The 24,394-nt window shown below is 37.2% G+C and carries 21 protein-coding genes and 1 other annotated feature (1 of these 22 only partly in view); of the genes, 1 reads left to right on the top strand and 20 read right to left on the bottom strand.

All coding sequences use genetic code 11. From position 1 onward, the window contains the following. Positions 1 to 123, bottom strand: a sequence feature (ribosomal protein L20 leader region); it reaches 16 nt to the left of the window's first position. 124 nt (positions 124 to 247) lie between these two features. From thrS to BK580_RS05890, 20 genes are all read right to left on the bottom strand, one after another. Continuing rightward, positions 248 to 2,179 (bottom strand): threonine--tRNA ligase, encoded by a 1,932-nt coding sequence (thrS, locus tag BK580_RS05990; RefSeq protein ID WP_078379453.1) that lies wholly within the window; start codon positions 2,177 to 2,179, stop codon positions 248 to 250. Between the two features lie 373 nt (positions 2,180 to 2,552). Further along, positions 2,553 to 3,389, bottom strand: a complete 837-nt coding sequence (gene ytxC, locus BK580_RS05985; protein WP_169864827.1) for a putative sporulation protein YtxC — start codon at positions 3,387 to 3,389, stop codon at positions 2,553 to 2,555. Positions 3,390 to 3,568: 179 nt separating this feature from the next. Then, positions 3,569 to 4,990, bottom strand: a complete 1,422-nt coding sequence (locus BK580_RS05980; RefSeq protein ID WP_078379451.1) for a replication initiation and membrane attachment family protein — start codon at positions 4,988 to 4,990, stop codon at positions 3,569 to 3,571. An 85-nt stretch (positions 4,991 to 5,075) separates the two neighbouring features. Then, entirely contained in the window at positions 5,076 to 5,537 is a 462-nt protein-coding gene (nrdR, locus tag BK580_RS05975) for a transcriptional regulator NrdR (RefSeq protein ID WP_078379450.1), read from the bottom strand. 31 nt (positions 5,538 to 5,568) lie between these two features. Beyond that, positions 5,569 to 5,973, bottom strand: coding sequence for a cytosolic protein (locus BK580_RS05970; protein ID WP_078379449.1), 405 nt, complete (start codon positions 5,971 to 5,973; stop codon positions 5,569 to 5,571). 162 nt (positions 5,974 to 6,135) lie between these two features. Continuing rightward, a complete protein-coding gene (gene speD, locus BK580_RS05965; RefSeq protein WP_078379448.1) occupies positions 6,136 to 6,510 on the bottom strand; it encodes an adenosylmethionine decarboxylase in 375 nt (124 codons plus the stop codon). 320 nt (positions 6,511 to 6,830) lie between these two features. After that, on the bottom strand, positions 6,831 to 7,862 hold the full coding sequence (locus tag BK580_RS05960; protein ID WP_078379447.1) for a glyceraldehyde-3-phosphate dehydrogenase: 1,032 nt from the start codon (positions 7,860 to 7,862) through the stop codon (positions 6,831 to 6,833). A 111-nt stretch (positions 7,863 to 7,973) separates the two neighbouring features. Continuing rightward, the gene (gene coaE, locus BK580_RS05955; protein ID WP_078379446.1) at positions 7,974 to 8,576 is read right to left on the bottom strand and encodes a dephospho-CoA kinase; all 603 of its coding nucleotides are present in this window, start codon (positions 8,574 to 8,576) and stop codon (positions 7,974 to 7,976) included. Between the two features lie 59 nt (positions 8,577 to 8,635). Next, positions 8,636 to 9,274, bottom strand: coding sequence for a sporulation membrane protein YtaF (gene ytaF, locus BK580_RS05950; RefSeq protein WP_078379445.1), 639 nt, complete (start codon positions 9,272 to 9,274; stop codon positions 8,636 to 8,638). Positions 9,275 to 9,354: 80 nt separating this feature from the next. Continuing rightward, complete coding sequence (gene mutM, locus BK580_RS05945) at positions 9,355 to 10,182, bottom strand: DNA-formamidopyrimidine glycosylase (protein WP_078379444.1); 828 nt, start codon at positions 10,180 to 10,182, stop codon at positions 9,355 to 9,357. Between the two features lie 19 nt (positions 10,183 to 10,201). Continuing rightward, entirely contained in the window at positions 10,202 to 12,832 is a 2,631-nt protein-coding gene (gene polA / locus BK580_RS05940; protein WP_078379443.1) for a DNA polymerase I, read from the bottom strand. A gap of 135 nt (positions 12,833 to 12,967) precedes the next feature. Beyond that, positions 12,968 to 13,900 carry a protease modulator HflC gene (gene hflC, locus BK580_RS05935; protein ID WP_078379442.1) on the bottom strand — a complete coding sequence of 311 codons (933 nt, stop codon included), beginning with the start codon at positions 13,898 to 13,900 and terminating at the stop codon, positions 12,968 to 12,970. After that, positions 13,893 to 14,870, bottom strand: a complete 978-nt coding sequence (hflK, locus tag BK580_RS05930; RefSeq protein WP_211279004.1) for an FtsH protease activity modulator HflK — start codon at positions 14,868 to 14,870, stop codon at positions 13,893 to 13,895. The genes hflC and hflK overlap by 8 nt, the downstream gene beginning before the upstream one ends. A gap of 355 nt (positions 14,871 to 15,225) precedes the next feature. After that, positions 15,226 to 16,989, bottom strand: a complete 1,764-nt coding sequence (gene pnpS / locus BK580_RS05925; protein WP_078379440.1) for a two-component system histidine kinase PnpS — start codon at positions 16,987 to 16,989, stop codon at positions 15,226 to 15,228. Beyond that, positions 16,982 to 17,707 (bottom strand): response regulator transcription factor, encoded by a 726-nt coding sequence (locus BK580_RS05920; RefSeq protein ID WP_078379439.1) that lies wholly within the window; start codon positions 17,705 to 17,707, stop codon positions 16,982 to 16,984. The genes pnpS and BK580_RS05920 overlap by 8 nt, the downstream gene beginning before the upstream one ends. A 263-nt stretch (positions 17,708 to 17,970) precedes the next feature. Continuing rightward, complete coding sequence (locus BK580_RS05915; protein WP_078379438.1) at positions 17,971 to 18,447, bottom strand: MaoC/PaaZ C-terminal domain-containing protein; 477 nt, start codon at positions 18,445 to 18,447, stop codon at positions 17,971 to 17,973. Between the two features lie 83 nt (positions 18,448 to 18,530). Continuing rightward, entirely contained in the window at positions 18,531 to 19,469 is a 939-nt protein-coding gene (mdh, locus tag BK580_RS05910; protein ID WP_078379437.1) for a malate dehydrogenase, read from the bottom strand. 110 nt (positions 19,470 to 19,579) lie between these two features. After that, positions 19,580 to 20,848 (bottom strand): NADP-dependent isocitrate dehydrogenase, encoded by a 1,269-nt coding sequence (icd, locus tag BK580_RS05905; RefSeq protein WP_078379436.1) that lies wholly within the window; start codon positions 20,846 to 20,848, stop codon positions 19,580 to 19,582. A gap of 73 nt (positions 20,849 to 20,921) precedes the next feature. Beyond that, entirely contained in the window at positions 20,922 to 22,037 is a 1,116-nt protein-coding gene (gene citZ, locus BK580_RS05900; protein ID WP_078379435.1) for a citrate synthase, read from the bottom strand. A gap of 526 nt (positions 22,038 to 22,563) precedes the next feature. Next, positions 22,564 to 23,025, bottom strand: coding sequence for a DUF441 domain-containing protein (locus BK580_RS05890; RefSeq protein WP_078379433.1), 462 nt, complete (start codon positions 23,023 to 23,025; stop codon positions 22,564 to 22,566). A 181-nt stretch (positions 23,026 to 23,206) separates the two neighbouring features. Here BK580_RS05890 and ytvI point away from each other — a divergent pair, with 181 nt between their 5' ends. Beyond that, positions 23,207 to 24,331 (top strand): sporulation integral membrane protein YtvI, encoded by a 1,125-nt coding sequence (gene ytvI, locus BK580_RS05885; protein WP_078379432.1) that lies wholly within the window; start codon positions 23,207 to 23,209, stop codon positions 24,329 to 24,331. Positions 24,332 to 24,394: the final 63 nt, after the last annotated feature.

The following is a 24,394-nucleotide window of genomic DNA, read 5'->3' as shown; positions in this document are numbered from 1 at the left end:
GGATGTATATAACACCCACACTTTACGATTGGATAAGTAAAAGATAAAAATCTTTCTCGTAAAACCTGCCAACTGCATTTACTGCGTCAATCAGGTGAGAAGCGGGTGCTTCTTCTTGTTCTCAAACAAGTATTCAATTTGACCTTGTTTACTATATCATTAATGATGATTAATTGTCAAGAATTCGTATCAAATGAAACAACGTTTTAAATTCTATCAGATATATTCCACTTATGCAATACTTTTTTTATCGTTTAACTTCCTGCGCGATTTCTGCTACAAAAGTCTCTAAGGAAACAGTTTCTGATTTTTGCTCACCATATTTACGAACATTCACTGCACGCTCTTGGATTTCATTGTCTCCAAGCACTAGCATGTAAGGAATCTTCTGCATTTGTGCTTCACGGATTTTATAACCGATTTTTTCATTTCTTTCATCAAGTTCCACACGAAGTCCTTCTGCTTTTAGTAAATCTTGGACTTCTTTTGCATAGTCAAAATGCGCATCTGGTGAAACTGGAATGACTTGGACTTGAACAGGTGCTAACCATGTAGGGAAAGCTCCTTTGTATTCTTCAATTAAGAAAGCGACGAAGCGTTCCATTGTCGAAACAACACCGCGATGGATAACAACTGGACGATGTTGCTTGCCATCTTCTCCTACATAAGTAAGATCAAATTTCTCCGGTAATAAGAAGTCTAATTGGACAGTAGATAGTGTTTCTTCTTTTCCTAACGCTGTGCGCACTTGAACGTCTAGCTTCGGTCCGTAGAACGCCGCTTCATCAATCGCTTCAAAATAATTCAGCTCAAGCTCATCCATTGCTTCTTTTAGCATGCTTTGTGCTTTTTCCCACATTGCATCATCGTCAAAATATTTCTCTTTATTTTCTGGATCACGATAGGATAAACGGAACGAGTAATCTTCGATGCCAAAGTCTTTATATACTTCCAAGACAAGATTCACGACACGCTTTAACTCATCCTTAATCTGATCAGGACGAACAAAGATATGCGCATCATTTAGCGTCATTCCACGTACACGCTGAAGGCCTGCTAAAGCTCCAGACATCTCATAACGGTGCATCGTCCCAAGCTCCGCAATACGAACCGGTAGCTGGCGATAGCTATGGATGCTGTTTTTATACACCATCATATGATGTGGACAGTTCATTGGACGAAGCACTAATTGCTCATTATCCATTTCCATTGGCGGGAACATTCCGTCTTGATAGTGATCCCAATGTCCGGAAGTTTTATAAAGCTCAACACTTCCCATTATCGGAGTGTACACATGGTCATAGCCTAGCTTCACTTCTTTATCAACAATGTAACGCTCAATAACACGGCGAATTGTTGCACCCTTTGGTAACCAAAGTGGTAAGCCCTGACCAACCTTTTGGGAGTTGAAAAATAAATCTAGCTCTTTCCCAATTTTACGGTGATCACGTTCCTTTGCTTCTTCTAATAAACGAAGGTGCTCATCAAGCTCTGCTTTTTTGAAAAAAGCTGTTCCGTAAATACGTTGGAGCATTTTATTATCGCTATTACCTCTCCAGTAAGCCCCAGCAATACTTAAAAGCTTAAATTCTTTGATTTTCCCAGTGGAAGGAACATGAATTCCACGACAAAGGTCAAAAAATTCGCCCTGCTCATAAATCGAAATGGCTTCTCCTTCTGGCAATTCACGAATAAGCTCAAGCTTTAGCTCATCGTTTAGTACTTCGTAGCGACTTAAAGCTTCTTCTCTGCTCACTTCCACACGAATTACATCTAGATTTTCACTTACAATCTTTTTCATTTCTTTTTCGATTTTCGGTAGATCTTCCGGAGTTAACGGCTCTTCTAGATCAATATCATAGTAAAAACCATTTTCAATTACTGGACCGATACCAAGCTTTACATTACCATATAAGCGTTTGATTGCTTGGGCCATCAAATGGGCTGTACTGTGACGCATAACACCCAACGCTTCGTCTGTGTCCTGCATAACAATGCTAAGTTCTCCATCTATTTCAATCGGAGAACGAAGATCCACCAATTCTCCATTAAGTTTCCCAGCAATAGCTTTTTTCTTTAGACCAGGACTAATGGATGCCGCGATATCTTCTGTTGTCGTACCACGTGCAAACTCCTTAACTGCTCCATCTGGAAATGTGATTTTAATTAATTCAGACATCCCTGTCACTCCTTCATATTTATTTTTAAAAATAAAAAAACCCGCCCCTTATAAAAAGGGACGAGTTTAATATCCGTGTTTCCACCCAAGTTCCCATCTTTTCTTCCATGGTGCTCATTTTGAAAAATAAGCATCCAACTAAAGATGGCTTCGTTAGGGTAACGGGGGTTTCCCGTCAACAGCTACTTTGTTTCACTGCTGAAGTTTAGAGGTGGTAAGTGAATCAATCGTAATAGGAAGTTTACAGCCAATGACTTCCCTCTCTGAAATTCGTATTCAATCACTCAAGTCCTCATCATTACTTGTGGGTTATAAAAAAGTATAATATGTACGTTATTATATTCTCCACTACTAGGAAAATCAAGTACACGAATTAATCTATTTTACTTTTTTTTAGCCCAAAATAACGATAAGGAAGGATAACCGCTCTCTCATCAAATATATTACGTATGGTTTCCACAAGCTGATGGTCGATATTGTCCGTATATAGATAAAGCTTTTCTGGAGCGATGGAAACAAGCGGTGCTAATACGACTGAATCAATATAATAAGCATAATTATTAAAGTGGGTTCGATTCATATACTTAATAAGTTGATTTTTATGGATATGCTTATGTGTTTCATCATAAAAATCAAATTGATACTGGTAAACTAAATGTACTTCTTTTAATTTCGATTCTGTCGAAGATAAAAGGTCACGTAATTGATAAATAAATGTTTGGTATTCTTGTTCTAACTTATATTCATCAATCGCTGCTTCTACATATACTTGCAACACATCAAAATATTCTTTTAAGCGAAAAGTTAGAAAAGAATCAAATGAAAAGGAAACCGGCTCGAGAAAAAAGGCTTCAATAGTAGCGTCTAGATGATTCTCTCTTTCTTTAATAGGAGGCAGGTTAGGAATATCCTGCCTTTCTCCTTGCATGATAGATTGAAAGATACATAGAATTTGCTCATGCTCTTCTTCGTCCCTATAGTAAAAAGAGTTTTCTAATATTGAAATAATCCATTCCTTCTCCTTCACCTTTGTAATAAATCCTTTAAGTGCAGGTATTATTGTATTTTTGAAAAAAAAGATATCCTTTGATTCCACTACGATTTTTTCTTTATGTAAAGAAAGGATAGAATCACTTTCAGGATTTGTCGCATGTATACTTAAAAACACTGTCTTAGCATCCAATTCATTGCGAAAGGAAATCTCAAACAAGTTTGTCCCCCCTTTGATACACCTGTTTCTATGTATATGGAGGTGGGTAGAAAAAAATGATAATAATATTGAGAGAGGAACGATGATTTTACTACTTGAATAAGTGGTGGCTTACACCTTTACTCTACAAAAAAGCCCCGCCACCGATTGTACGAGTCAGTGGAAGAGCCTTATGTGACTTACCTATCTATCTTTATCTTCTTGTTCCTTAACTTTTCTAATCGCTCTGCCAGTTTTTGTTTTTCATCTTCCTGAACAGCTTGGAAACTCTCTGCATCGCCTTCCGCCGTCTCAGGTTGACTCACGAAACGATTGCGAACTTGTTTTTCTTTGGTGAAATTACTGGTGGTCTTCGTTGTTGTTTTCGTTTCCGCCCAGTTTTGATATTGGCGATGTTCTTCTTTCGCAAGCTCCATCGCTTCACTTACTGTCTTCACCTGTTTACGAGCCCAATGGCTTGCAATTTTCTCTACATATTTACGATTGAGCTTCATATCTGTTTTCAATAGAACATAATACAACAATACATTTACCACGCCTGGAGATAGCTGCTGTTTAAACATCACATCTTCCACAATACGTAAGTCAGAAACAGACGGCTCAGCCCCACCTGAGAGATCTGTAAGCATATGTTTTGGCGAAACATTTTCTAACTGTTGAATAAGTAGCTCTTCTTTAGAAGCAGGCTTTCTATCCGTAAATTGCTTTAAATTAGCTGGCTGTGTTTTTTCCACTAATGATGGTAATTCATTTTGAAATTCGAGCTGATACCAGTCTCGTGCAACTTTTCGAAGTTTTTCTAAATCGATCTTTTCCTCTTCATCAATAACATTCATCATTAAATCCTTCATGGAGATTGGATCAATATGATAAATAAAGGATAATTTTTGGATTGCTTGCTTTACTTTTGCGGTGATGGCTTTTTTCGGGATAACAACATCAGATAGACCAGCGTAAAAAAGGTCAAAATCAAATTCAGCCATTCCAACTGCCGGTTCGTTTCCTTCTTTACGTCCCACCCATTCCAAATCATCTGAGAGTTTTAACTCTTCCATCGTTTCCTCATTTGTTGCGTACACCATGTTTTCTGCTTGAACGGATTGAAAAACATCGCTAAATTGGCGTGTAATTTGCTTATACTCAGTTTCCGGGATCACATCGTCAGAGAAATATTTTTTTACACTTAAATATTTATTTTTTCCTAATCGATTATAGAGGTAGATGGTAAGCATTGGCTCTGAAAAGAATGCATCCGGAGAAAGTGGAGGTTGAAGCTCATAAATAAATGTTCTAGAATGGTCATCTTCCTTTACCCATGTTTTTAAAAGACCGATTCCCTCAAGCTTTAACCGTTCTTGATGGATATCCTTTAAATTACATTGCATCGTGGTCATTATGCCATGATGGGTTGTTTCTTCTCCCCATAAGCGCTCTTGCTCTAGTTCACTCCAAAGAGTCATAAATAGACTAAAGCCTCTATATCCGAGTAAAGGTTGATATAGCATCGTTAACACTTTCTGATCAAAATGTTGAAGAACTCCACTTGTACGAACAATAAATCGATCGATTGGCACTAATTCTTTCCAATGGCGCTCTGGCATGAAACACCCAAACCTTTCTTTGCTAAAAGTTAAAAACTTGAAAACAGAGAGGCACTTATCCTCTCTGTTTCTTAGTATCGCTAGTTTATTTTCTTTCCTTTTCAATGATTTCTTTTAATTCATCAAGAAATACATTAATATCTTTAAATTGTCGATAGACAGAAGCAAAACGCACATAGGCTACTTCGTCAATTTTTGAGAGTCGTTCCATCACCATTTCTCCGACAGTGTCACTCTTCACTTCAGAAATTCCAATATTACGTAATTCCTTTTCTACTTCCATCACTATATCTTCAAGCTGCTTTAAGGCAACAGGTCTTTTTTCACATGCTTTAATAAGTCCACGAAGAACCTTTTCTCTGCTAAACTCTTCCCTGATTCCTTCTTTCTTCACAACGATTAAAGGCATCTCTTCTACTTTTTCAAAGGTGGTGAAGCGATAGGAACATGACTCACACTCTCTTCGTCTTCGAATAGAGCGACCTTCTTCCACTGGTCTTGAATCTAACACCTTTGTGCCATTATGTTGACAAGCAGGGCATTTCATGAGGGCTTCAGCTCCATTTCCATCCCATTATTTATCTTTCTGAATTTAATCCAGAACCTATATAGGTAAGTGTTTTATTTAATTCCTTATACGTTTGTAAAATTAACTTGCGACTATATCCAAAATCAAACGGTAGGATCGCTGTGTCTGTTGTAACTGAAAAATCAATGGCTGTTTCAAACGGTCTTACTGATATTACCGTTACTACCATAAATGCTTTTTTTCCTTTGTTAACATGAACCGCAATTTCTCCATGTTCCTCTGAAATAGACTTCACTGTATAGCCATTCAGTTTTTGAAACATCTCTTGTAAAGCTTTAATTGCGTTTTTATTGGTAACTTTATAATAATGACTTCGCAATTCCTCATCAAAATGATTCTCTCTTGTTTCAGTATGAGTAGATAGTATGGTTTTTAACTTTTGTATGGCTCCCACGATTATCAGACAACCCCTTATCTTTATACTAACATGTTTTTTATTTTCGTTATGTAAATGTCTTAAGTCTGCAAATCCAAAAAATGTATGTAAGAAAACGATATAATAAAAAGAGGTGCATATTATACACCTCTTACCATTCTAATCGATTTAGATTTAATTTTAAAGTGCTTTTGCTTTGTTTACTTGAACAGGACCCATTCCACGTGGAAGCTCGATTGTTTCACGCGTTTGAGCATTCAATGCTTCAGCAATATAATCAGCAGATATATTAGGATCTAACTCACCGCATGTATAAACGTCAATGCTAGCATATCCGTGCTCTGGGAAACTATGAATAGTTAAATGAGATTCAGAAATGATTACTACTCCGCTAACTCCTTGTGGTGCAAATTTGTGAAATGCAACCTCACGAACCTCTGCTCCAGATTTTAACGCAGCATCAACGAATGTTTTTTCAATGTAGTCCATATCATTTAACTTATCAAAATCGCAACCCCATAATTCTGAAATAACGTGACGACCTACTGTTTCCATCTCACGTTCCCCCTTTAACTTTTTTTAGAATACATGAAATCCTCAAAGATAATAATTGATTAATGTATTACTACCACGGGGGAAAGTTAGTCCAGAGAGGTCCTAACCCTTTAAGTAGCCACATAATCGTTTCAAGAAGTTCACGAAAAATAGTATACTGTTTTTAGTTTAGTTTTGCAACAGGCTTTTTTGACTTTTTTTATTTTGAAAGGAAATTCGCCTCTAAAAAAACGCTCATCCTTTCGGAAATCCCACAGGAAAAAGCGATTAACGAAATCGTTAATCGCTTTAAAAAACTTTTCACATGATTTATTAAACTTCTAACCAGCCATTACTTCTTTCGCTTCTACCATTTTTTCAGCTACATAATGAACTAAGTCGACTACTCGACAAGAATAACCCCACTCATTGTCATACCATGCTAAAACTTTCACCTTGGTTTCCCCCATTACCATCGTAGATAAACCATCAATGACAGCAGAATGTGGGTTCGTATTGAAGTCAACAGATACTAATGGCTCCATCGTAATACCTAAAATCCCGTCTAAAGAACCAATTGCTGCAGATTGAAATGCATCATTAACATCGTCGACAGTGACAGGCTGCTTCAAATCCACTACTAGATCTACTAGTGAGACATTTGGCGTAGGTACGCGTAATGCCATTCCATGCAGTTTCCCTTTAAGATGTGGTAAAACAAGTGACAACGCCTTTGCCGCCCCAGTCGAAGTAGGAATAATAGACTGACCGCACGCTCTCGCACGACGTAAATCTTTATGTGGATTATCAATATTTTTCTGGTCATTCGTATAGGCATGAACCGTTGTCATTAACCCATTTTCAATTCCGAATTGCTGGTCTAATACTTTCACAACCGGCGCTAAGCAATTTGTAGTACAAGAAGCGTTAGAAATGACATAATGCTTATCTAAATCTAAAACCTCATCATTTACACCCATGACAATTGTTACGTCTTCATCTTTACCTGGAGCAGTTAGAATAACTCTTTTGGCACCAGCTTTTAAATGTAGCGCCGCTTTGTCTCGAGCATTAAATTTCCCTGTAGCTTCAATAACGATATCTATGTTCATTTCCTTCCAAGGTAATTCCTCAGGATTGCGGTTATTTACTAATTGAATGCGCTTTCCATTTACAACAAGCGCGTCGTCTTGTGCATATACATCTGCGTCGAAACGCCCATGGTTTGTGTCATACTTAATTAAATGAGCTAACGTTTCGGCTGGATAGCTCGCATTGATTGCAACAATATTTAAACCTTCCTCTTGGATGGCACGTCTAAATACCATTCTCCCAATTCGTCCAAAACCATTAATTGCAACCTTTGCTTTCATGCAAATTCCCCTTTTCTATATATGTGTTATACTTTTAATGTGTTAACCTGATATTAGTATAACACATATAGGTAGTTCATGTCATGAGAAAATTTAAAAAAGGGTATATCCCTATTTTTGGATATCCCATTGATCTAATATAGTATGTAACTGCCGTTTGGTATCTTCTTTGCTTCCATTGTTATTTATCACAGCATCTGCTAGCTTCACTTTTTCTTTTAAAGGCATCTGTGCGTTTACTCTTGCAGTTGCATCCTCTAAGGACAACTCGTTTCTTTTCATTAACCTTTCAAGCTGAATATTTTCTTCGACATAGACCAGTATTGTCTTTTCTACTAAGTGAGTAAGTTTGCTCTCAAACAATAAAGGGATATCCATCACCACAACGTCATGTCCGCTTTCTATGTAAGCTGCTGTTTTTTCCTTCATCCTGTTTCGGATACTTGGATGCATAATGGCATTTAATTGTTCTCTTTTTTCCTTACTTTTAAAAATAACTTTCCCTAGTTTAGTACGATCTAACGTTTTGTCCTCATTTAATATAGTATGACCGAATTTCGTTACGATTTCTTGGTACGTTACCGTTCCAACCTCCACCACTTCACGAGCAACAATATCCGCATCAACTATAGGTATTCCTTTATCCTTCATCATTGCCGCAACGGTACTTTTTCCGCTCGCAATCCCTCCTGTTAAACCGATAATCATAGACATGTCCATTCCACCTTATTATAAAAAAGGCTTCTGCCTACAGATAGCCTTTTTTAAAATTTTCACATTTTAATAATACCGATAACAATAAGCAAAACTCCAGGTAAAAATGAAAATTTGTTAATCCAAGATACAGTTGAAAAAATTCTCCCAAGCTTAATTCCTGTAATTACAAACAACGAGCTCATCAGCGCAACGGATACCGCCATCATCCAAGGAGAGTACCCTAGGAGTGCCGCACCAATCCCCGCACCAAATGCATCTAGGGATAAAGCAATCCCTAAAAAGAACGCCTCTAGACCCGTGATGGAGCCAGAACGGTCAAAATCAGCCTCCGTTGGCTTTCGTAAAATATTAATAACAACCCCTAATGATTTGATTTCTAAATTGAATATAATTTTTTCTCCAACAAAGGTCGATTCCTCAGATTCATTAGAACGAAAAAATTGATAAAGGACCCAAACCCCTAATAGGATAAGGATGCTTCCTCCAATACTCTCTGCGTATACCGGAGAGAGAAACGTCGTAAGTATCGTGCCAACAAACATTGCCAGCAAGAGAGAAACGGCCGAGCAGCACGCAATAATACTGATGGATTTCAACGGCATATGCATTTTCCTTAGGCCATATGTCAAACCAACACTAAAGCTATCTAGACTGACAGCAAAAGCTAATAAGACAAGTGAGATGTATGGAATCATTAAGAGCTCCTCCCTGACTATCACTAAGATAGTATATGGCAGAAGCCCATTCGATGTGTTTTACTAAAAAAAGAATTATCTCACCTTGGCTGACAGTTTGCACAAGTATGGGTTCCCCTACCAGCAACAACAGATTTCTCTATTGCAGTCCCACATTTTTTACATGGTTCCCCTTTTCTTCCATACACAAACAATTCTAATTGAAACATTCCTATCTGACCTTGTGAATTCACATAAGAACGAATCGTACTCCCCCCTTTATCCACTGCTTCTTGAAGGGTTAGCACAATTTCTCGTTGTAGTACTTCTATCTCTTGATCTGTTAGGCTATTAGCTAACTTCTCTGGATGAATACCCGAACGAAATAGGGCTTCATCCACATAAATATTACCAAGCCCTACAACCACTGTTTGATCGAGCAAAACAGCTTTAATATTACGGTTCTTTCGTGACAGTCTTTCCTTGAATCCTTCTAAATTAAATTCCTTATCAAATGGTTCTGGCCCTAAGCTCACTAAAGATTTGGCTGCTAATTCTTCTCCCTTTTTATAAAGATGAAGCGTTCCAAATTTACGCACATCCTGATATCGTAGCTCTGTTCCATCCTCAAAATAGAAGAAAACATGCGTATGTTTATTAGCTGGCTCCTCAGGACGAAACACCCCATATTTCCCTTCCATACGAAGATGAGAGACAAGGCAATAATCATCTAAATAAAATAATAGAAACTTCCCTCGTCTTCCAATATCGTTAATCCTTTGACCAACAAGCATTTGTTCAAAAAGGAAGGCATCATCTGGCTCTTTCACCATTTTTGGCCATAGTACCTTTACCTCCTTGATGGTTTTATCTTTCACTAGTTGAACGAGTGTTTTTCTGACGGTTTCAACCTCTGGTAACTCAGGCATCCAAACACTTCCTTATTTGTTATTTTGCATCGTACCAAGTAGAGCCATAAGAGTAATCCACTTTTAACGGCACAGCCAATTCTAAAGCCTGTTCCATTACTTCAGGTACGAGTTTCTTCAATTTTTCTATTTCATCTTTAGGCGCCTCAAACACAAGTTCATCATGAACCTGCAATAAAATTTTCGCCTGAAGCTTCTCTTCTTTCAATTTTACCGCCATTTCGATCATCGCTTTTTTAATAATGTCCGCGGCACTCCCTTGGATTGGCGTATTCATCGCCGTTCTTTCCGCAAAGCTTCTTAAGTTGAAGTTGCTACTAGTAATCTCCGGTAAATAACGACGACGATGCAATAGCGTCGTAACATAACCTTTATCCTTTGCTTCTAATACAACATCATCCATATAAGCTTTCACACCCGGAAAACTCTCTAAATAACGGTCAATAAATATTTTTGCTTCTTTTCTTGTAATGCCTAAATTCTGCGATAATCCATAATCACTAATCCCGTATACAATTCCAAAGTTTACTGCTTTTGCTTGGCGTCTCATATTAGAGGTAACCTCATCCTCTGCCACATGAAAAACATCCATCGCTGTTTTCGTATGAATATCAGCGTCTTCTCTAAATGCTTCGATTAATTTTTCATCATTGGCAATATGAGCCAGTACTCTAAGTTCGATTTGAGAATAATCTGCCGCAAAAATCACCCAATCTTTTTCTGATGGAATGAATGCTTCCCTAATTCTTCTTCCTTCCTCTAATCGAATCGGTATGTTTTGAAGATTAGGATCTATTGAACTCAATCTACCCGTTTGCGTCAACGCTTGATTAAAACGAGTATGGATCTTATTTGTATCTTTATGAATTACTTTTAGAAGTCCCTCAATATAGGTTGAATTTAACTTTCCTAATTGACGATAATGTAAGATTTGCTGGATCACTTCATGTTTTTCAGCCAATTTTTCTAATACGTCGGCTGAAGTCGAGTACCCCGTTTTGGTTTTCTTAACAGGAGGTAAACCTAGTTTCTCAAACAGGATGACTCCAAGCTGCTTCGGAGAATTTATATTGAACTTTTCTCCAGCAAGTTCAAAAATCTTTTCCTCGATTTTTACAAGCTTCTCAGTTAAGTCTTGTCCCATTTGTTCAAGACGACCTTTATCTACTTTAATTCCGAGTGCTTCCATTTCAGCTAGGATTAAGGATAGTGGCATTTCCAACTCTTCAAATAAATCTAATTGTTCATTGGCTTTTAAGTCATGAACAAAACTTTCTTTTAGCTCCTGCATGGCAAAGGTTTTTCGAACAAGATGTTGGGATACAGTTGCTTGATCTGGTACTGCTCGTTTTGCACCTTTCCCATAAATAGCTTCGTCCGTTTCAAGCTGGTGATATCCTTTTTTTCTAGCAATCTCCGCTAAATCTGTGGAAGTATCAGAAGGATTCATAATGTAAGAAGCGATAATAAAATCAAAGTCGATGCCCTTTAATTCAATTCCTTGCCATTTAAGAGCTACAATTGCACGTTTTGCATCAAATACGCTTTTCTTTTTAGTATGGTCTGCCGCAAAAGCTTTGAAGTCCTCTGAAGCTAACGCTATATCCGTTGGAATGAAGAAATTTCCCTTTTCATTAACAATGGCAAAACCTTGGATATCTGCACGATGATAATTTTCTTCTAAAACTTCTACCATAAAGAAGTTTTCTGTTGCGAAAAGTTCTTGCGTTACTTCTTCCACTAATTCAAACGTAATGTCTACTAATTCTTCTGTCACTGTTTCAGAATCTTCTCCAAGCTTCTCTAATAATGAGTTAAAGCTTAGCTCCTTAAAAATAGTGATTACTTTCTTTTTGTCAAACCCCTCATATGCTAGATCCTGTATCTGCATTTCCACTGGAGCCTCTGTCATTATCGTTGCTAGCTCTTTACTCATAATCGCTTGCTGTTTATTTTCTTCGAGTTTTTCTTTCAGCTTTTTCCCACTAACTTGATCAATTGATTCTAACAAAGTTTCAATCGTCCCAAACTCTTTTAAAAGCTTAATAGCTGTCTTTTCTCCCACGCCAGGTACACCTGGGATATTGTCAGAGGAATCACCCATGAGACCTTTCATGTCGATAATCTGGTCTACTGTCAGTCCGTATTTTTCTTCAATGAATGCTGGAGTATATGAATCTACATCCGTTATTCCTTTTTTCGTAATATCAACAGTAATTTTATCTGTAGCTAACTGTGTTAAGTCCTTGTCACCTGAGATGATTTTCACTTCAAAATCATCAATCGCTGCTTGACGTGCCAAAGTACCAATAATATCATCTGCTTCATAGTTAGGTAATTCATAACGCTTAATGTTATACGCATCTAATAATTCTCGAAGAAAAGAAAATTGTTCTGAAAGTTCCGGTGGTGTTTTTTGGCGTCCACCTTTGTATTCGCCAAATGTTTTATGACGAAACGTTGTTTTCCCTGCATCAAACGCAACAAGCATATGTGTTGGTTTTTCCTCTTCCAAAATTCTCATCAGCATCATCGTAAAGCCATAAATTGCATTTGTATGTATCCCTTTTTCATTACTTAGTAAAGGTAATGCAAAAAAAGCCCTGTAAGCAATACTATTTCCATCAATTAAAACTAATTTATTCGACAACTAAGTTCCTCCTCATTTAAGTACATAATCTATGTTTGAACAACTTAAATAGCCACAATCATTCCTTTCTATTTTATCATGGATAAGAACAGAAAGAAAAATTGTGGCCGTTGGTATTCAGTTAGTATTTAATCGTTATTCCATATAGCCCATTAACAACCTTGCATATGGAGAATTAGACGGTAAGACAATAACAGTTTCTCCATTGATTGTTTTCTTATAAGACTCTAATGTACGATATAATTCGTAGAATTCTGGGTCCTTAGAAAAGCTCTCATTATAAATCTTAGCAGCTTCTCCTTCCCCTTCTCCTCGAATTGTATCTGCATCCGCTTCCGCTTTAGCTATTAGCTCTCGAACTTCACGGTCTGTGTTGGCAATAATCGTATTTTTATCAGAGTCACCTTTAGATAAATACTCTTGAGCAGTAGATTCACGCTCCGAAATCATACGAGTAAAGACCGACTGCTCATTTTCTGGAGGTAGATCTGTCCTTCTCATACGAACATCTGTAACTACAATTCCATAATTATCTTTTGCTAGAAGTTCGTTTACTCTTTCTGTTACACGATCATTTAAACTACCTCTAGAAGATTTTTCATCATTAATTATTTCATCATAGTTTAATTGACCTAGCTCTGTACGAACAACAGAAAATACAAACTCTGACATCTTAGCTTCTGCATTGACGATGGTCGCTAAATTACTTATCATTGCTTCAGGATTTTCCACACGCCAAACCACATAATTATCAATGAGCATTCTTTTCTTATCTCTTGTATTAATCTCGGCTTCCGCTTCATCATAAAGCATTTGGTATTTTGGTACTGTTGTCACGGTTTGAACAAAAGGTATTTTAAAGCTCAATCCTGGTTCCTCAACAGTTCTCACTACTTCTCCAAACTGCCTAACTACTTTGTATTCTCCTTCTTTAACAATAAACACATTAGCAAGAACAATACCGAGCATTATAAGTAGAACAACAGCTAGTATTCCACCTTTAACAGTTTTTTTCCATGAATAAGAAGGTTTGCGGCCTTCTAAATCAATAATGTTTTGATCACTCATTATTCCCACTTCCTTCCTGGTTCGTAGACGGCTTCGGTGTGGTAGTTTCCGCTCGATCCATCGGGCGAATAGGGAAGTACTTCATTGTATTTCCATCATCGTTCATGATATAAATCTCAGCATACGGTAGTACTTCTTCCATTGTTTCTAACATCAATCGTTTTCTTGTTAGCTCTGGTGCATTCACATATTCAGCATGTAAGGAATTGAAAAGCGCTACATCACCACGGGCTTTTTCTACCCTTGCTGCTTTTTCCCCTTCTGCTTTAGAAATAATTGCATTCACTTCACCTTTAGCTTCATTCACTCGTTGATTCAAATATCGCTTCGCTTCATTTGTTTTAGTGTTCATCGTCTCTCTTGCATCTGTTACATTTGTAAATGCCTTTCTTACCTCTTGATTTGGTAGCTCGACATCCTGTAATTTAACGGCTGTTACAGAAATTCCAATATCGTAGTTTTCCATTAACCCAGTTAACAATTCAAATACTTCTATTTCTATCTGTCCTTTACCAGAAGTAAGCGCTTCGTCTATTTGGGAGTTACCAATAATACTTCTTAAGGAAGCAGAAGTAGCATTGTATAGTACTGCTTGCGGATTATCTGAATTATACAAATATTTACCAGGATCTGTGATTTTCCACATCACAACCATATCGGCAAGTACGATATTTTCATCTCCGGTAATCATTTTTGTATCTTTTGTAAAATCGACAACTTGACCATCTTTCTCTTCATAGCCAAACTGTAAACTGAATGTCTCTTTAGACAGCTTTTCAACGTCTTGGATTGGCCAAGGCATCTTAAAATGAAGGCCCGGCTCGCTTACTCCTTCTTCCACCTTACCAAATGTAAGGATGACGGCTTGCTCTGACTGATCAACGGTATACCAGGATGTCAAGGCTGTAACACCTAATACCAAAGCAAGTAACACAAGAAAGACAGTAGTATAAATGCGTTTTAAACTCATCAATGTTGGATTCTCCCCTTTTTTTGTTCTCTATGATTAATACGACTAAGTTACGAAAAAGTTTCTTATTTTTACAAAAAGGTTAAAATAAATACGAAGTTAACCCGTTCATCTCTTATATACAAACAAAACACTTACCTGAAAAAGAGACTTAGATCAGTTAAACATTACAATTAACCTAGCACGGAAATTAACAGGGCGTTTAAATGTTTTACCCTTATTTTCAGCTAGGCAAAAAAAAGAAGGCAAGAACACAATGTGCTCTTGCCTATCCAAGATTGGCTTCTTGGATGAAGGGGTTTTCACAAATTATATTAGCAGAGCTTTGTAAAGTAGTGAATAGAAAAATGTAAAACTATTGTAAAGCTTCATTATCTTTAGTTAGTTTCACCGTAAAGGTTGTCCCCTTATTCACTTCACTACTTACTGTTATCTTTCCATGATGCGCTTCCACTAAATGCTTAACGATTGCTAACCCTAATCCTGTTCCACCAGAGTTTCGACTCCTCGCTTTATCTATCCGATAAAAACGCTCAAAAATCCGTGGTAATTCCTCTTCATCCATACCAATCCCTGAATCTGCAACTTTTATTTCAACCTCATTTCCATCATCCTTCACCGCTACCTTTACGGTTCCACCTGCTGGGGTATAGGCAATTGCATTATTAATTAGATTGATAAATATTTGTTTTACCCTTGGATTATCGGCATACACAAATAAATCCTTGTTTGCTTTTTGAAATTCCAATTGAATTTCCTTTTCTTTTGCTTTCCCCTCAAGAATTATCAGAATTTCTTCCAACAATTCATGAATATTGACAAAATCTAAGTTAAGTTTATATCCCTGCTTCTCAATTTTAGACAGGTCCAATAAGTCTTCTACTAACGACTGCAACCTATCACTTTCTTTAAGAATAATCGATAAAAAATTTTCAAGCGTTTCTTTGTCATTCATTGCACCATCAAGAAGAGTCTCTGAAAACCCTTTAATTGAAGTAATAGGCGTTTTTAGTTCATGTGAGACGTTTGCTACGAAGTCTTTACGCATTTGTTCCAACTTTTTCAGTTCCGTTATATCGTGAAAAACGAGTACAATCCCTTTCCATTCATCGTTTAATCCGATGATCGGTGCACCGTAAACTTCAAAGTGTCTTCTCTCTATCTTGAGTGGGAGCAACAATTGCTTTCGTACTTTTACTTCGGTCATGAAAATCTCTTCTACAAGTTCTACCACTTCAATATGCTCTAGCGCTTCATAATACAAGCGATATAAATAATCAGATTTCTTCACATGAAACGTTTCTTTATATGCACGATTGATAAGATTTACATAGCCCCTGCCATCTATTAAAATTAGGCCACTTCCCATATTTTCAATTAAGGTACGCAGACGGTCTTGCTGCATTTCTTCCGCTTTCGTCATGTCTTGCAAATTTCTTGCCAATACATTAATAGTCTGACTAAGCATACCCGTTTCATCTAAATGCTCTTCATATGTTCTGGCTTTATAATTTCCTTTTGCAAGCTCCATTGCCACTTTTGTCGCCGACTCAATTGGTTTGGTATACTGTGCAGTTATCCTTACCCCAAGCAATAGAATAACAACAAGAGCAGCACCTAGACTTGTGACAAGAAGTCCCCAAATTTGTTGGTTTACACGATGTAGTGACTCTACTGGAGTGCTTAAAACGACAAAACCAACTTTTTCACCAGATCTTGTTAGTGAGGTACCATAATAATACATTTCTTCATTCTGTTCAAAATAAATACGCTCATTATTGTTGTTCTTTTGTATGATACTTTCCAATAATGCCTGATGAGAATCACTACCTTCAGCAATCTTCGTATCATAGAGAATGCTACCTTCTAGGTCTGTAATACTTATTCTTGCTGTTAACACTTTGCCAATCTCCTGTAAATGCTGTTGCAATGTAGGGGAAATCGTTTCTTCATCTTCCACTAGTAAAGTAACAAGGTTTGTTTCTTTTTCAAGCCTTTGATTAAATGTATTCAAATGAAAGCTCTTAAAAAGTTGACCTAACAAAAGTCCCAAACCAACAAGCACGACAATAATAAGCGTTACTAGAGCAAAAAGTAATCGAGACCTAAACTTACTCATCTATCTTTGGTTCCTCTAACTTGTAGCCTAGCCCTCTTATTGTTTTTATATATGTAGGTTTTTTGGTGTCCTTTTCAATTTTCTCTCGTAGGTGACTGATATGGACATCGACAATTCTTGTGTCTCCCGCAAAATCGTAATTCCAAACAGCACTTAACAATTGGTCACGAGTTAGCACTCTACCTTTATTTTTCGATAAATACACGAGCAATTCAAATTCCTTTGGCGTTAATTCAATCCGCTCATTACTATAATAAGCCTCATAATGCTCCGGCAGAATCTTAATTTCACCAATGATTATTTTCTCTGTTTTATCTTCTTCTTTTACAGCTATTACTTTTTCTGCAAGTAATTGTGTTCTTCTTAGTATGGCTTTCACTCTTGCCACTACTTCTCTTGGACTAAAAGGTTTTGTCATATAATCATCTGCGCCTAATTCTAGTCCGAGTACTTTATCAAATTCATCATCTTTAGCCGTTAGCATTAAGATTGGTGTGTTAATTTTTCGTTGTCTTAATTCTTTACATACTTCAATACCATCCATTTTGGGAAGCATTAAATCAAGAACAATCATATCAAACTGTTCTCCTACTGCCATTTCAAGACCTTTTTCACCATCCATTGCGATTCCTACGTCAAATCCTGCTTGCGCCAAATTATATTGTAATAACGTTACAATGGATTGCTCATCATCCACAATTAATATCTTTTTTTTCATCTTTTTCCTCCACCAATTGTTTTGGAAATCCCCTAGCCATCCCTAAAACCTCTATCTATCTATTTACATTACTATCATACACCTTAACTTTATACTTCACAATTCTTCTTATTTCTATATTTTTTTACAATTAAAGTTAACAAAACTCACCGACACCCCCGGAAAGCGAACACCTGGCACGGAGATCAACAAGGCTTCAAAGATGTCCCTTTATTTCCAGGGTAAAATAGCAATAAAAAAGAGCCCCAAATGAGCTCTTCGTTTTAAAAATTATCCATTGCACTACTTTCCATCGGCTCTAAACGATGAGGAGGACACACAGTAATCGTACCTTTCGCCACTGTCTCTTCCTTTTCATTTGTTCCATGAACAGTCATTTCAATAGTATGTTTTTCATTATTCACTTCCACAATTTCAAATAAAAATTGGATGGTTCCGTAATGATATACAGGTTTCGGGAAAGAAAGTTGTTGTTCAATCACATGACTTCCCGGGCCTGGTAAATACTTCGATACTGCAGAGGTAATTATTCCTGTTAGCATAATACTAGGAACAATTGGTTTTTTAAATGGTGTCTGAGAAGCATAGTCATGCTGAATATACAATGGGTTAGCATCATTCGTTAATCCTAAGTACAACAACAAATCTTTATCTTCAATCTTTTCGGTCAACGCTAGTTTTTCGCCTACTTGAATTTCATCTAGTTTTCTACCTAGCTTTCTCTTTTTTCCAAGCAACATAATATTGACACCTCCGTCTAGTATTGAAAGCGGTTACAAATATTTTTAAAAAATCGGGGAGTTTTCCCCGATTCTATATTTCATTAAGATAATACGGTCATCACACTTTTTACTGATTCTACAGATTTTGCAAGTGCAGAACTTTCTTCTTCTGTTAATTCTAACTCAATAATTTTTTCGATTCCACCTGCACCTAGAATTGTAGGCACTCCAAGGTAGATACCTTCATGTCCATATTCTCCTTCAAGGTATGCAATGGATGGAAGTACACGACGTTGGTCTTTTAGAATTGCTTCTACCATTTCCACTAAGGACGCTGCAGGAGCATAGTATGCACTACCATTGCCTAAAAGGTTAACGATTTCTCCTCCACCTTTTCTTGTTCTTTCCACAATAGCGTCTAAGCGATCCTGTGGAAGTAACGTTTGAAGTGGAATACCGCCTGCGTAAGAATAGCGAACTAATGGTACCATATCATCGCCATGACCGCCTAGAACAAAACCAGTCACATCTTTAACAGAAAGGTTTAGCTCTTGAGATACAAATGTACGGAAACGAGCAGTATCAAGTACACCTGATTGACCAATAACACGGTTTTTCGGGAAGCCGGACTCTTTAAATACTGTGTAAGTCATTGCATCTACAGGATTGGTTAATACGATAATATAGCAATCAGGAGAATATTTCACAATCTCTCTTGTTACACTCTTCATGATATTTTGATTAGTTGTAACAAGATCATCACGACTCATACCTGGCTTACGTGCAATACCTGCAGTAATTACAACGATATCAGAGTTTGCTGTATCTTCATAATTAGATGTACCAGTAATATTTGCATCAAAGCCTTGTACTGGACTTGCTTCTAACATATCTAGAGCTTTTCCTTTGGTAGGATTTTCCATTTGCGGAATATCTACTAATACCACATCACCAAGCTCTTTTTGTGCAAGTAAAAATGCTGTAGTAGCACCTGTGAAACCTCCACCGATTACAGAAACCTTTTTACGTCTAATTGTCATGATATCTTTTCCTCCCAGCACTAAAATGTATATGTAGAAGCTGACAAGAAAGCCAGCTCCCTCCTATCCGTCTAGCCATAGCCTAAAACTAGGTGCTGTTGCATTTGGGCTTACATATTTTTAATTAGTTCTTCTCCAAATTCAGAACACTTCACTTCTGTTGCTCCATCCATTAGACGAGCGAAGTCATAGGTTACTACTTTAGAAGAGATGGATTTTTCCATTGCATCCATCACTAATTTAGCAGCTTCTGTCCATCCTAAGTGCTCAAGCATTAATACTCCAGAAAGAATAACGGATGATGGATTCACTTTATCAAGACCAGCATATTTAGGTGCAGTTCCGTGTGTAGCTTCGAAAATAGCATGTCCTGTTTCGTAGTTGATATTTGCTCCTGGTGCAATTCCAATTCCACCAACTTGTGCAGCAAGTGCATCAGAGATGTAATCTCCGTTTAAGTTCATTGTTGCAACAACATCAAACTCACGAGGACGAGTTAAAATCTGTTGTAAGAAGATATCAGCAATTGAATCTTTTACAAGAATTTTGCCTTCAGCCTCTGCAGCTTCTTGTGCTTTATTTGCAGCATCTTTCCCTTCAGCTTCTGCAATACGATCGTATTGCGCCCAAGTGAATACCTTATCTCCAAATTCTTTTTCTGCTAACTCATAACCCCAGTTTTTGAATGCACCTTCTGTATATTTCATGATGTTACCTTTGTGCACTAATGTAAGAGATTTACGACCATGCTCGATTGCATAATTAATCGCTGCACGAACTAGACGAGCAGTTCCTTCTTGGGATACTGGCTTAATTCCAATACCTGAAGTTTCAGGGAAACGGATTTTGTTAACACCCATTTCGTTTTGAAGGAAGTTGATTAACTTTTGTACTTCTTCAGAACCTTGTGCGTACTCAATACCAGCATAAATATCTTCTGTATTTTCACGGAAAATAACCATATCAGTATCTTCAGGACGCTTTACTGGAGAAGGTACCCCTTGAAAATAACGAACTGGACGAAGGCATGTGAATAAGTCTAACTCTTGACGTAATGCTACGTTTAGAGAGCGAATTCCGCCACCAACTGGTGTTGTTAAAGGTCCTTTAATCGCAATTATGTATTCACGGATTACATCAAGCGTTTCACTCGGCAACCACTCACCAGTTTGGTTGAATGCTTTTTCTCCGGCTAACACTTCTTTCCAAACGATTTCTTTTTCACCGTTATAAGCTTTTTGCACTGCTGCTTCTAATACTTTAGACGCCGCTGACCAAATATCCGGGCCAATTCCGTCTCCTTCGATAAATGGAATAATAGGATTATTAGGTACATTTAACGCACCGTTCGTAACTGTAATTTTTGTTCCTTGTGTCAAAGTAATTACCTCCAATGAATAGTAAGTTTTAGGGAGGAAACATTGCGCCTCCCTTACATAGTAAAGTATTAAATTATCTTTGTTCTAATGGTACATAATCTTGCTTGCCAGGTCCAGTATAATCCGCACGTGGACGAATTAAGCGGTTATTAGCGTATTGTTCTAAAATATGCGCTAACCAACCTGACACACGGCTAACTGCAAAGATTGGTGTAAATAAATCATGGTCAATACCTAATGAATGATACACAGAAGCAGAATAGAAATCTACATTTGGTGGAAGTGGCTTTTCAGAAGTAACAACCTCTTCTACTTTAACAGACATTTCATACCATTTCGGTTGGCCAGTTAGATGCGTAAGCTTTTCAGACATTTCACGAAGGTGCTTCGCACGTGGATCTCCTTGGCGATATACACGATGCCCAAAGCCCATTATCTTTTCTTTATTCGCTAATTTTTCACGAATATAGCTTTCTGCATTTTCTACTTCTCCGATATCAGAAAGCATCTTCATAACTGCTTCATTTGCTCCACCGTGTAGTGGTCCTTTTAATGCTCCAATTGCCGCTGTCACTCCAGAGTAAATATCTGATAATGTTGCAACACATACACGAGCAGTAAATGTGGAAGCATTTAATTCATGATCTGCATGTAGAACTAATGCTTTATTGAAGGCTTCAATCGCAATATCAGTTGGCTCTTCTCCAGTTAGCATGTATAAAAAGTTTGCAGCGAATCCTAAATCCGTCTTTGGAGCGATCGGCTCTAAGCCTTTACGGATTCTTGAGAACGCTGTCACAATTGTTGGCATTTTTGCTTGTAAACGAATTGCTTTATGGTAATTCGCATCTTGATCCATATTATCAGCGTCTTCATCATATAATCCTAATAGTGAAACGGCAGTACGCAATGCCGCCATTGGATGTACTTTATCAATTGGATAAGTTTTAAAGTGGTTAATGACCTCTTGAGGTAGGGCAGCTTGCTCCGCTAGTTCTTTCTTTAAAGCAGCTAGTTCTTCCGCTTTCGGTAATTTCTGGTGCCATAAAAGGTAAATTACCTCTTCAAAGCTAGCATGATTTGCTAAATCATCAATGTTGTAGCCAACATACGTCAACGTATCGTCAATAATAGAACTGATAGCTGATGTTGTAGCAACAACTCCTTCTAGACCTTTTGTCGTTGTCATAATAAACATCTCCTTTACGAATAAACTTCCCCATATCCTTTTCTACTCTCGCCTATCCGAACGCTTGCTCACCATAATGATTGAATGCAACTCATTACAAGATTATAAAATTCTGTGCATCCATACGAAAACTACTAAGACTCTATCAAATTAAGAAAATGCTTACATTTCCATTCAAAAAAATAAGCGCCGTTACCATTTCAATCATGGGATGTGCGCGCAATTCTGGCGAACAAAAAATGCATTGCTTGTAGGAAGGATGTGTCCTTGTCCTTATTATAAACAATTATCTGAACTTTGTGAATGAAAAGAACAAAACTACTAGAAAAAATATTATTACAAAAAAACAATTTGTGATAAACAACCTTATGTAAAGCTATTTTCTTAGCCTTTTTTCCTTTGGCGATAAATATGATTTTTTGTGTTACTTTCTGATAATAGAAAATATTCCACATAAAAGGGTACAAGTATTGATCATTCATCGCATGTCAACCTTGCAGAAAAAATAACTGATTTGAAAATAGCCTTATGTAAAGTATTCTACAACCTTCATTGCTAAATACGCTATTCCAGCACCAATTAACGGTCCAACAGCTACACCCTGAAACAAAGCCACCGCTAAAATCGTTCCAAACACAAGGGCAGTAGTAATATGAGGATCATTGGCTAGTAATGTTAAGCCACTTTTCGCAATTAAGGCTACCGCCACGCCTGCTCCTAATGCTACCCACGCATAGGAGGACTTAACCGCTTCTTGCAATTGCTTAAATCCAATATCTCCGGTTGCAATTGGTACAAGCACAGCAATAGTTATAATTGTTACGCCCCAGTTAATTCCCTTCGCTTGAAGATAGGGGAATATTTTATTGTCCAATCCTATAACTTTTATTAAGAGAAGGACTCCAACAGCAAACATAAGTGAGGGATTTTTCGCAATAAAGCCAATTACTAATAAAATGATTAAAAATAGAGTAGCTTGACTTAACATTCTGTTCCATCCTTCCAAAGAAACAAGAGCCTAAAGTAATCGTAACATATTAAAAAGAGAAAGAAAAAGAAATGAGATTGTCTGAAATTTTACAAATTATTAAACATAATGCTATGCAAAGAAATTAAGAGAATGTAAAATACGTATTAAGAGATTTCTGGTAAAAAAAGGAGTGGTGCGTTTGAATTGGAATTACGTTCATATAGTGTTTAGAAGCCTTCTCGTCGTGTTAATCTCTGTGCTTGGAATACTTTCTTTTTATTATCTTTTTTCTATCGCTTATCCATTCATCATCGCCCTATTATTAGCATTTCTCATCAATCCACTTGTGAATGTAATAGAAAAAAGAGGGAAGATCCCCAGAAGTTTTGCCGTATTTATCTCCCTACTCGCTGTTTTCGCAGCCGTTGCAGGTATCGTAACTTTATTAATTGTAGAAATAGTTTCAGGCACTGAATATTTAGCAAAGGTAGTACCGGGGCATTTCGAAACGCTAGTTGTCTATATCGAACAATTTATCGTTACAAAAATACTTCCCTTTGCAGAAGAAATAACTGCGATGTTTCACAGCCTAGAAGAAGGACAGCAACAATCTGTACTAACCAATATTGAGAATATGGGTGCAACCATTGCCACTACTGTTGGTGGGTTTATCCAATCTTTTCTGCAAACTCTTCCTAAAGTTATCACATGGATTCCTAATGTAGCTACCGTCTTGATTTTTTCATTACTTGCTACATTTTTTATCAGCAAAGACTGGTACCGTCATCACGTTCGATTAAAAAAAATCACACCTGGTACATTACAAATAAGCTTAACGAAGGTATTTTCAAGCCTAAAGAAGGCATTTTTCGGATTTCTCCGTGCCCAAATCACTTTAATTTCCATTACCACGATTATTGTATTAATCGGGTTACTTATATTACGAGTAGAGTATGCTATCACAGTTGCTTTAATTATAGGGTTAGTTGATTTAATTCCATACTTAGGAACGGGACTAATCTTTGTACCTTGGATTATTTTTCTCGCTATTAGCGGTAATTTACCATTAGCAATTGGTCTCGGTGTATTATATTTAATAGTTATCGTACAACGCCAACTCATGGAGCCTAAAATACTGTCATCTAGTATTGGTCTTGACCCTTTAGCGACACTCATTTCATTATTCATTGGATTTAAACTAATCGGCTTTTTAGGATTAATTGTCGGACCTGTTACCTTGGTCATTTTCAATACTTTATATAAAGCTGGTGTTTTCCACGAGATCTACTCCTTTATTGTAGGTAGAAATCGCGTAATAAAATAGGCAAAAAAACAATAGTGGTGAAACTCGATGTACGTTCCATTACAACGCACACCATCTGCCGTA

Origin of the sequence: Sutcliffiella halmapala (genome assembly GCF_002019665.1) — a bacterium.
In the GTDB taxonomy this organism is placed as follows: Bacteria; Bacillota; Bacilli; order Bacillales; family Bacillaceae_I; genus Sutcliffiella_A; species Sutcliffiella_A halmapala.
This window is presented reverse-complemented; position numbering and strand designations above follow the sequence as displayed.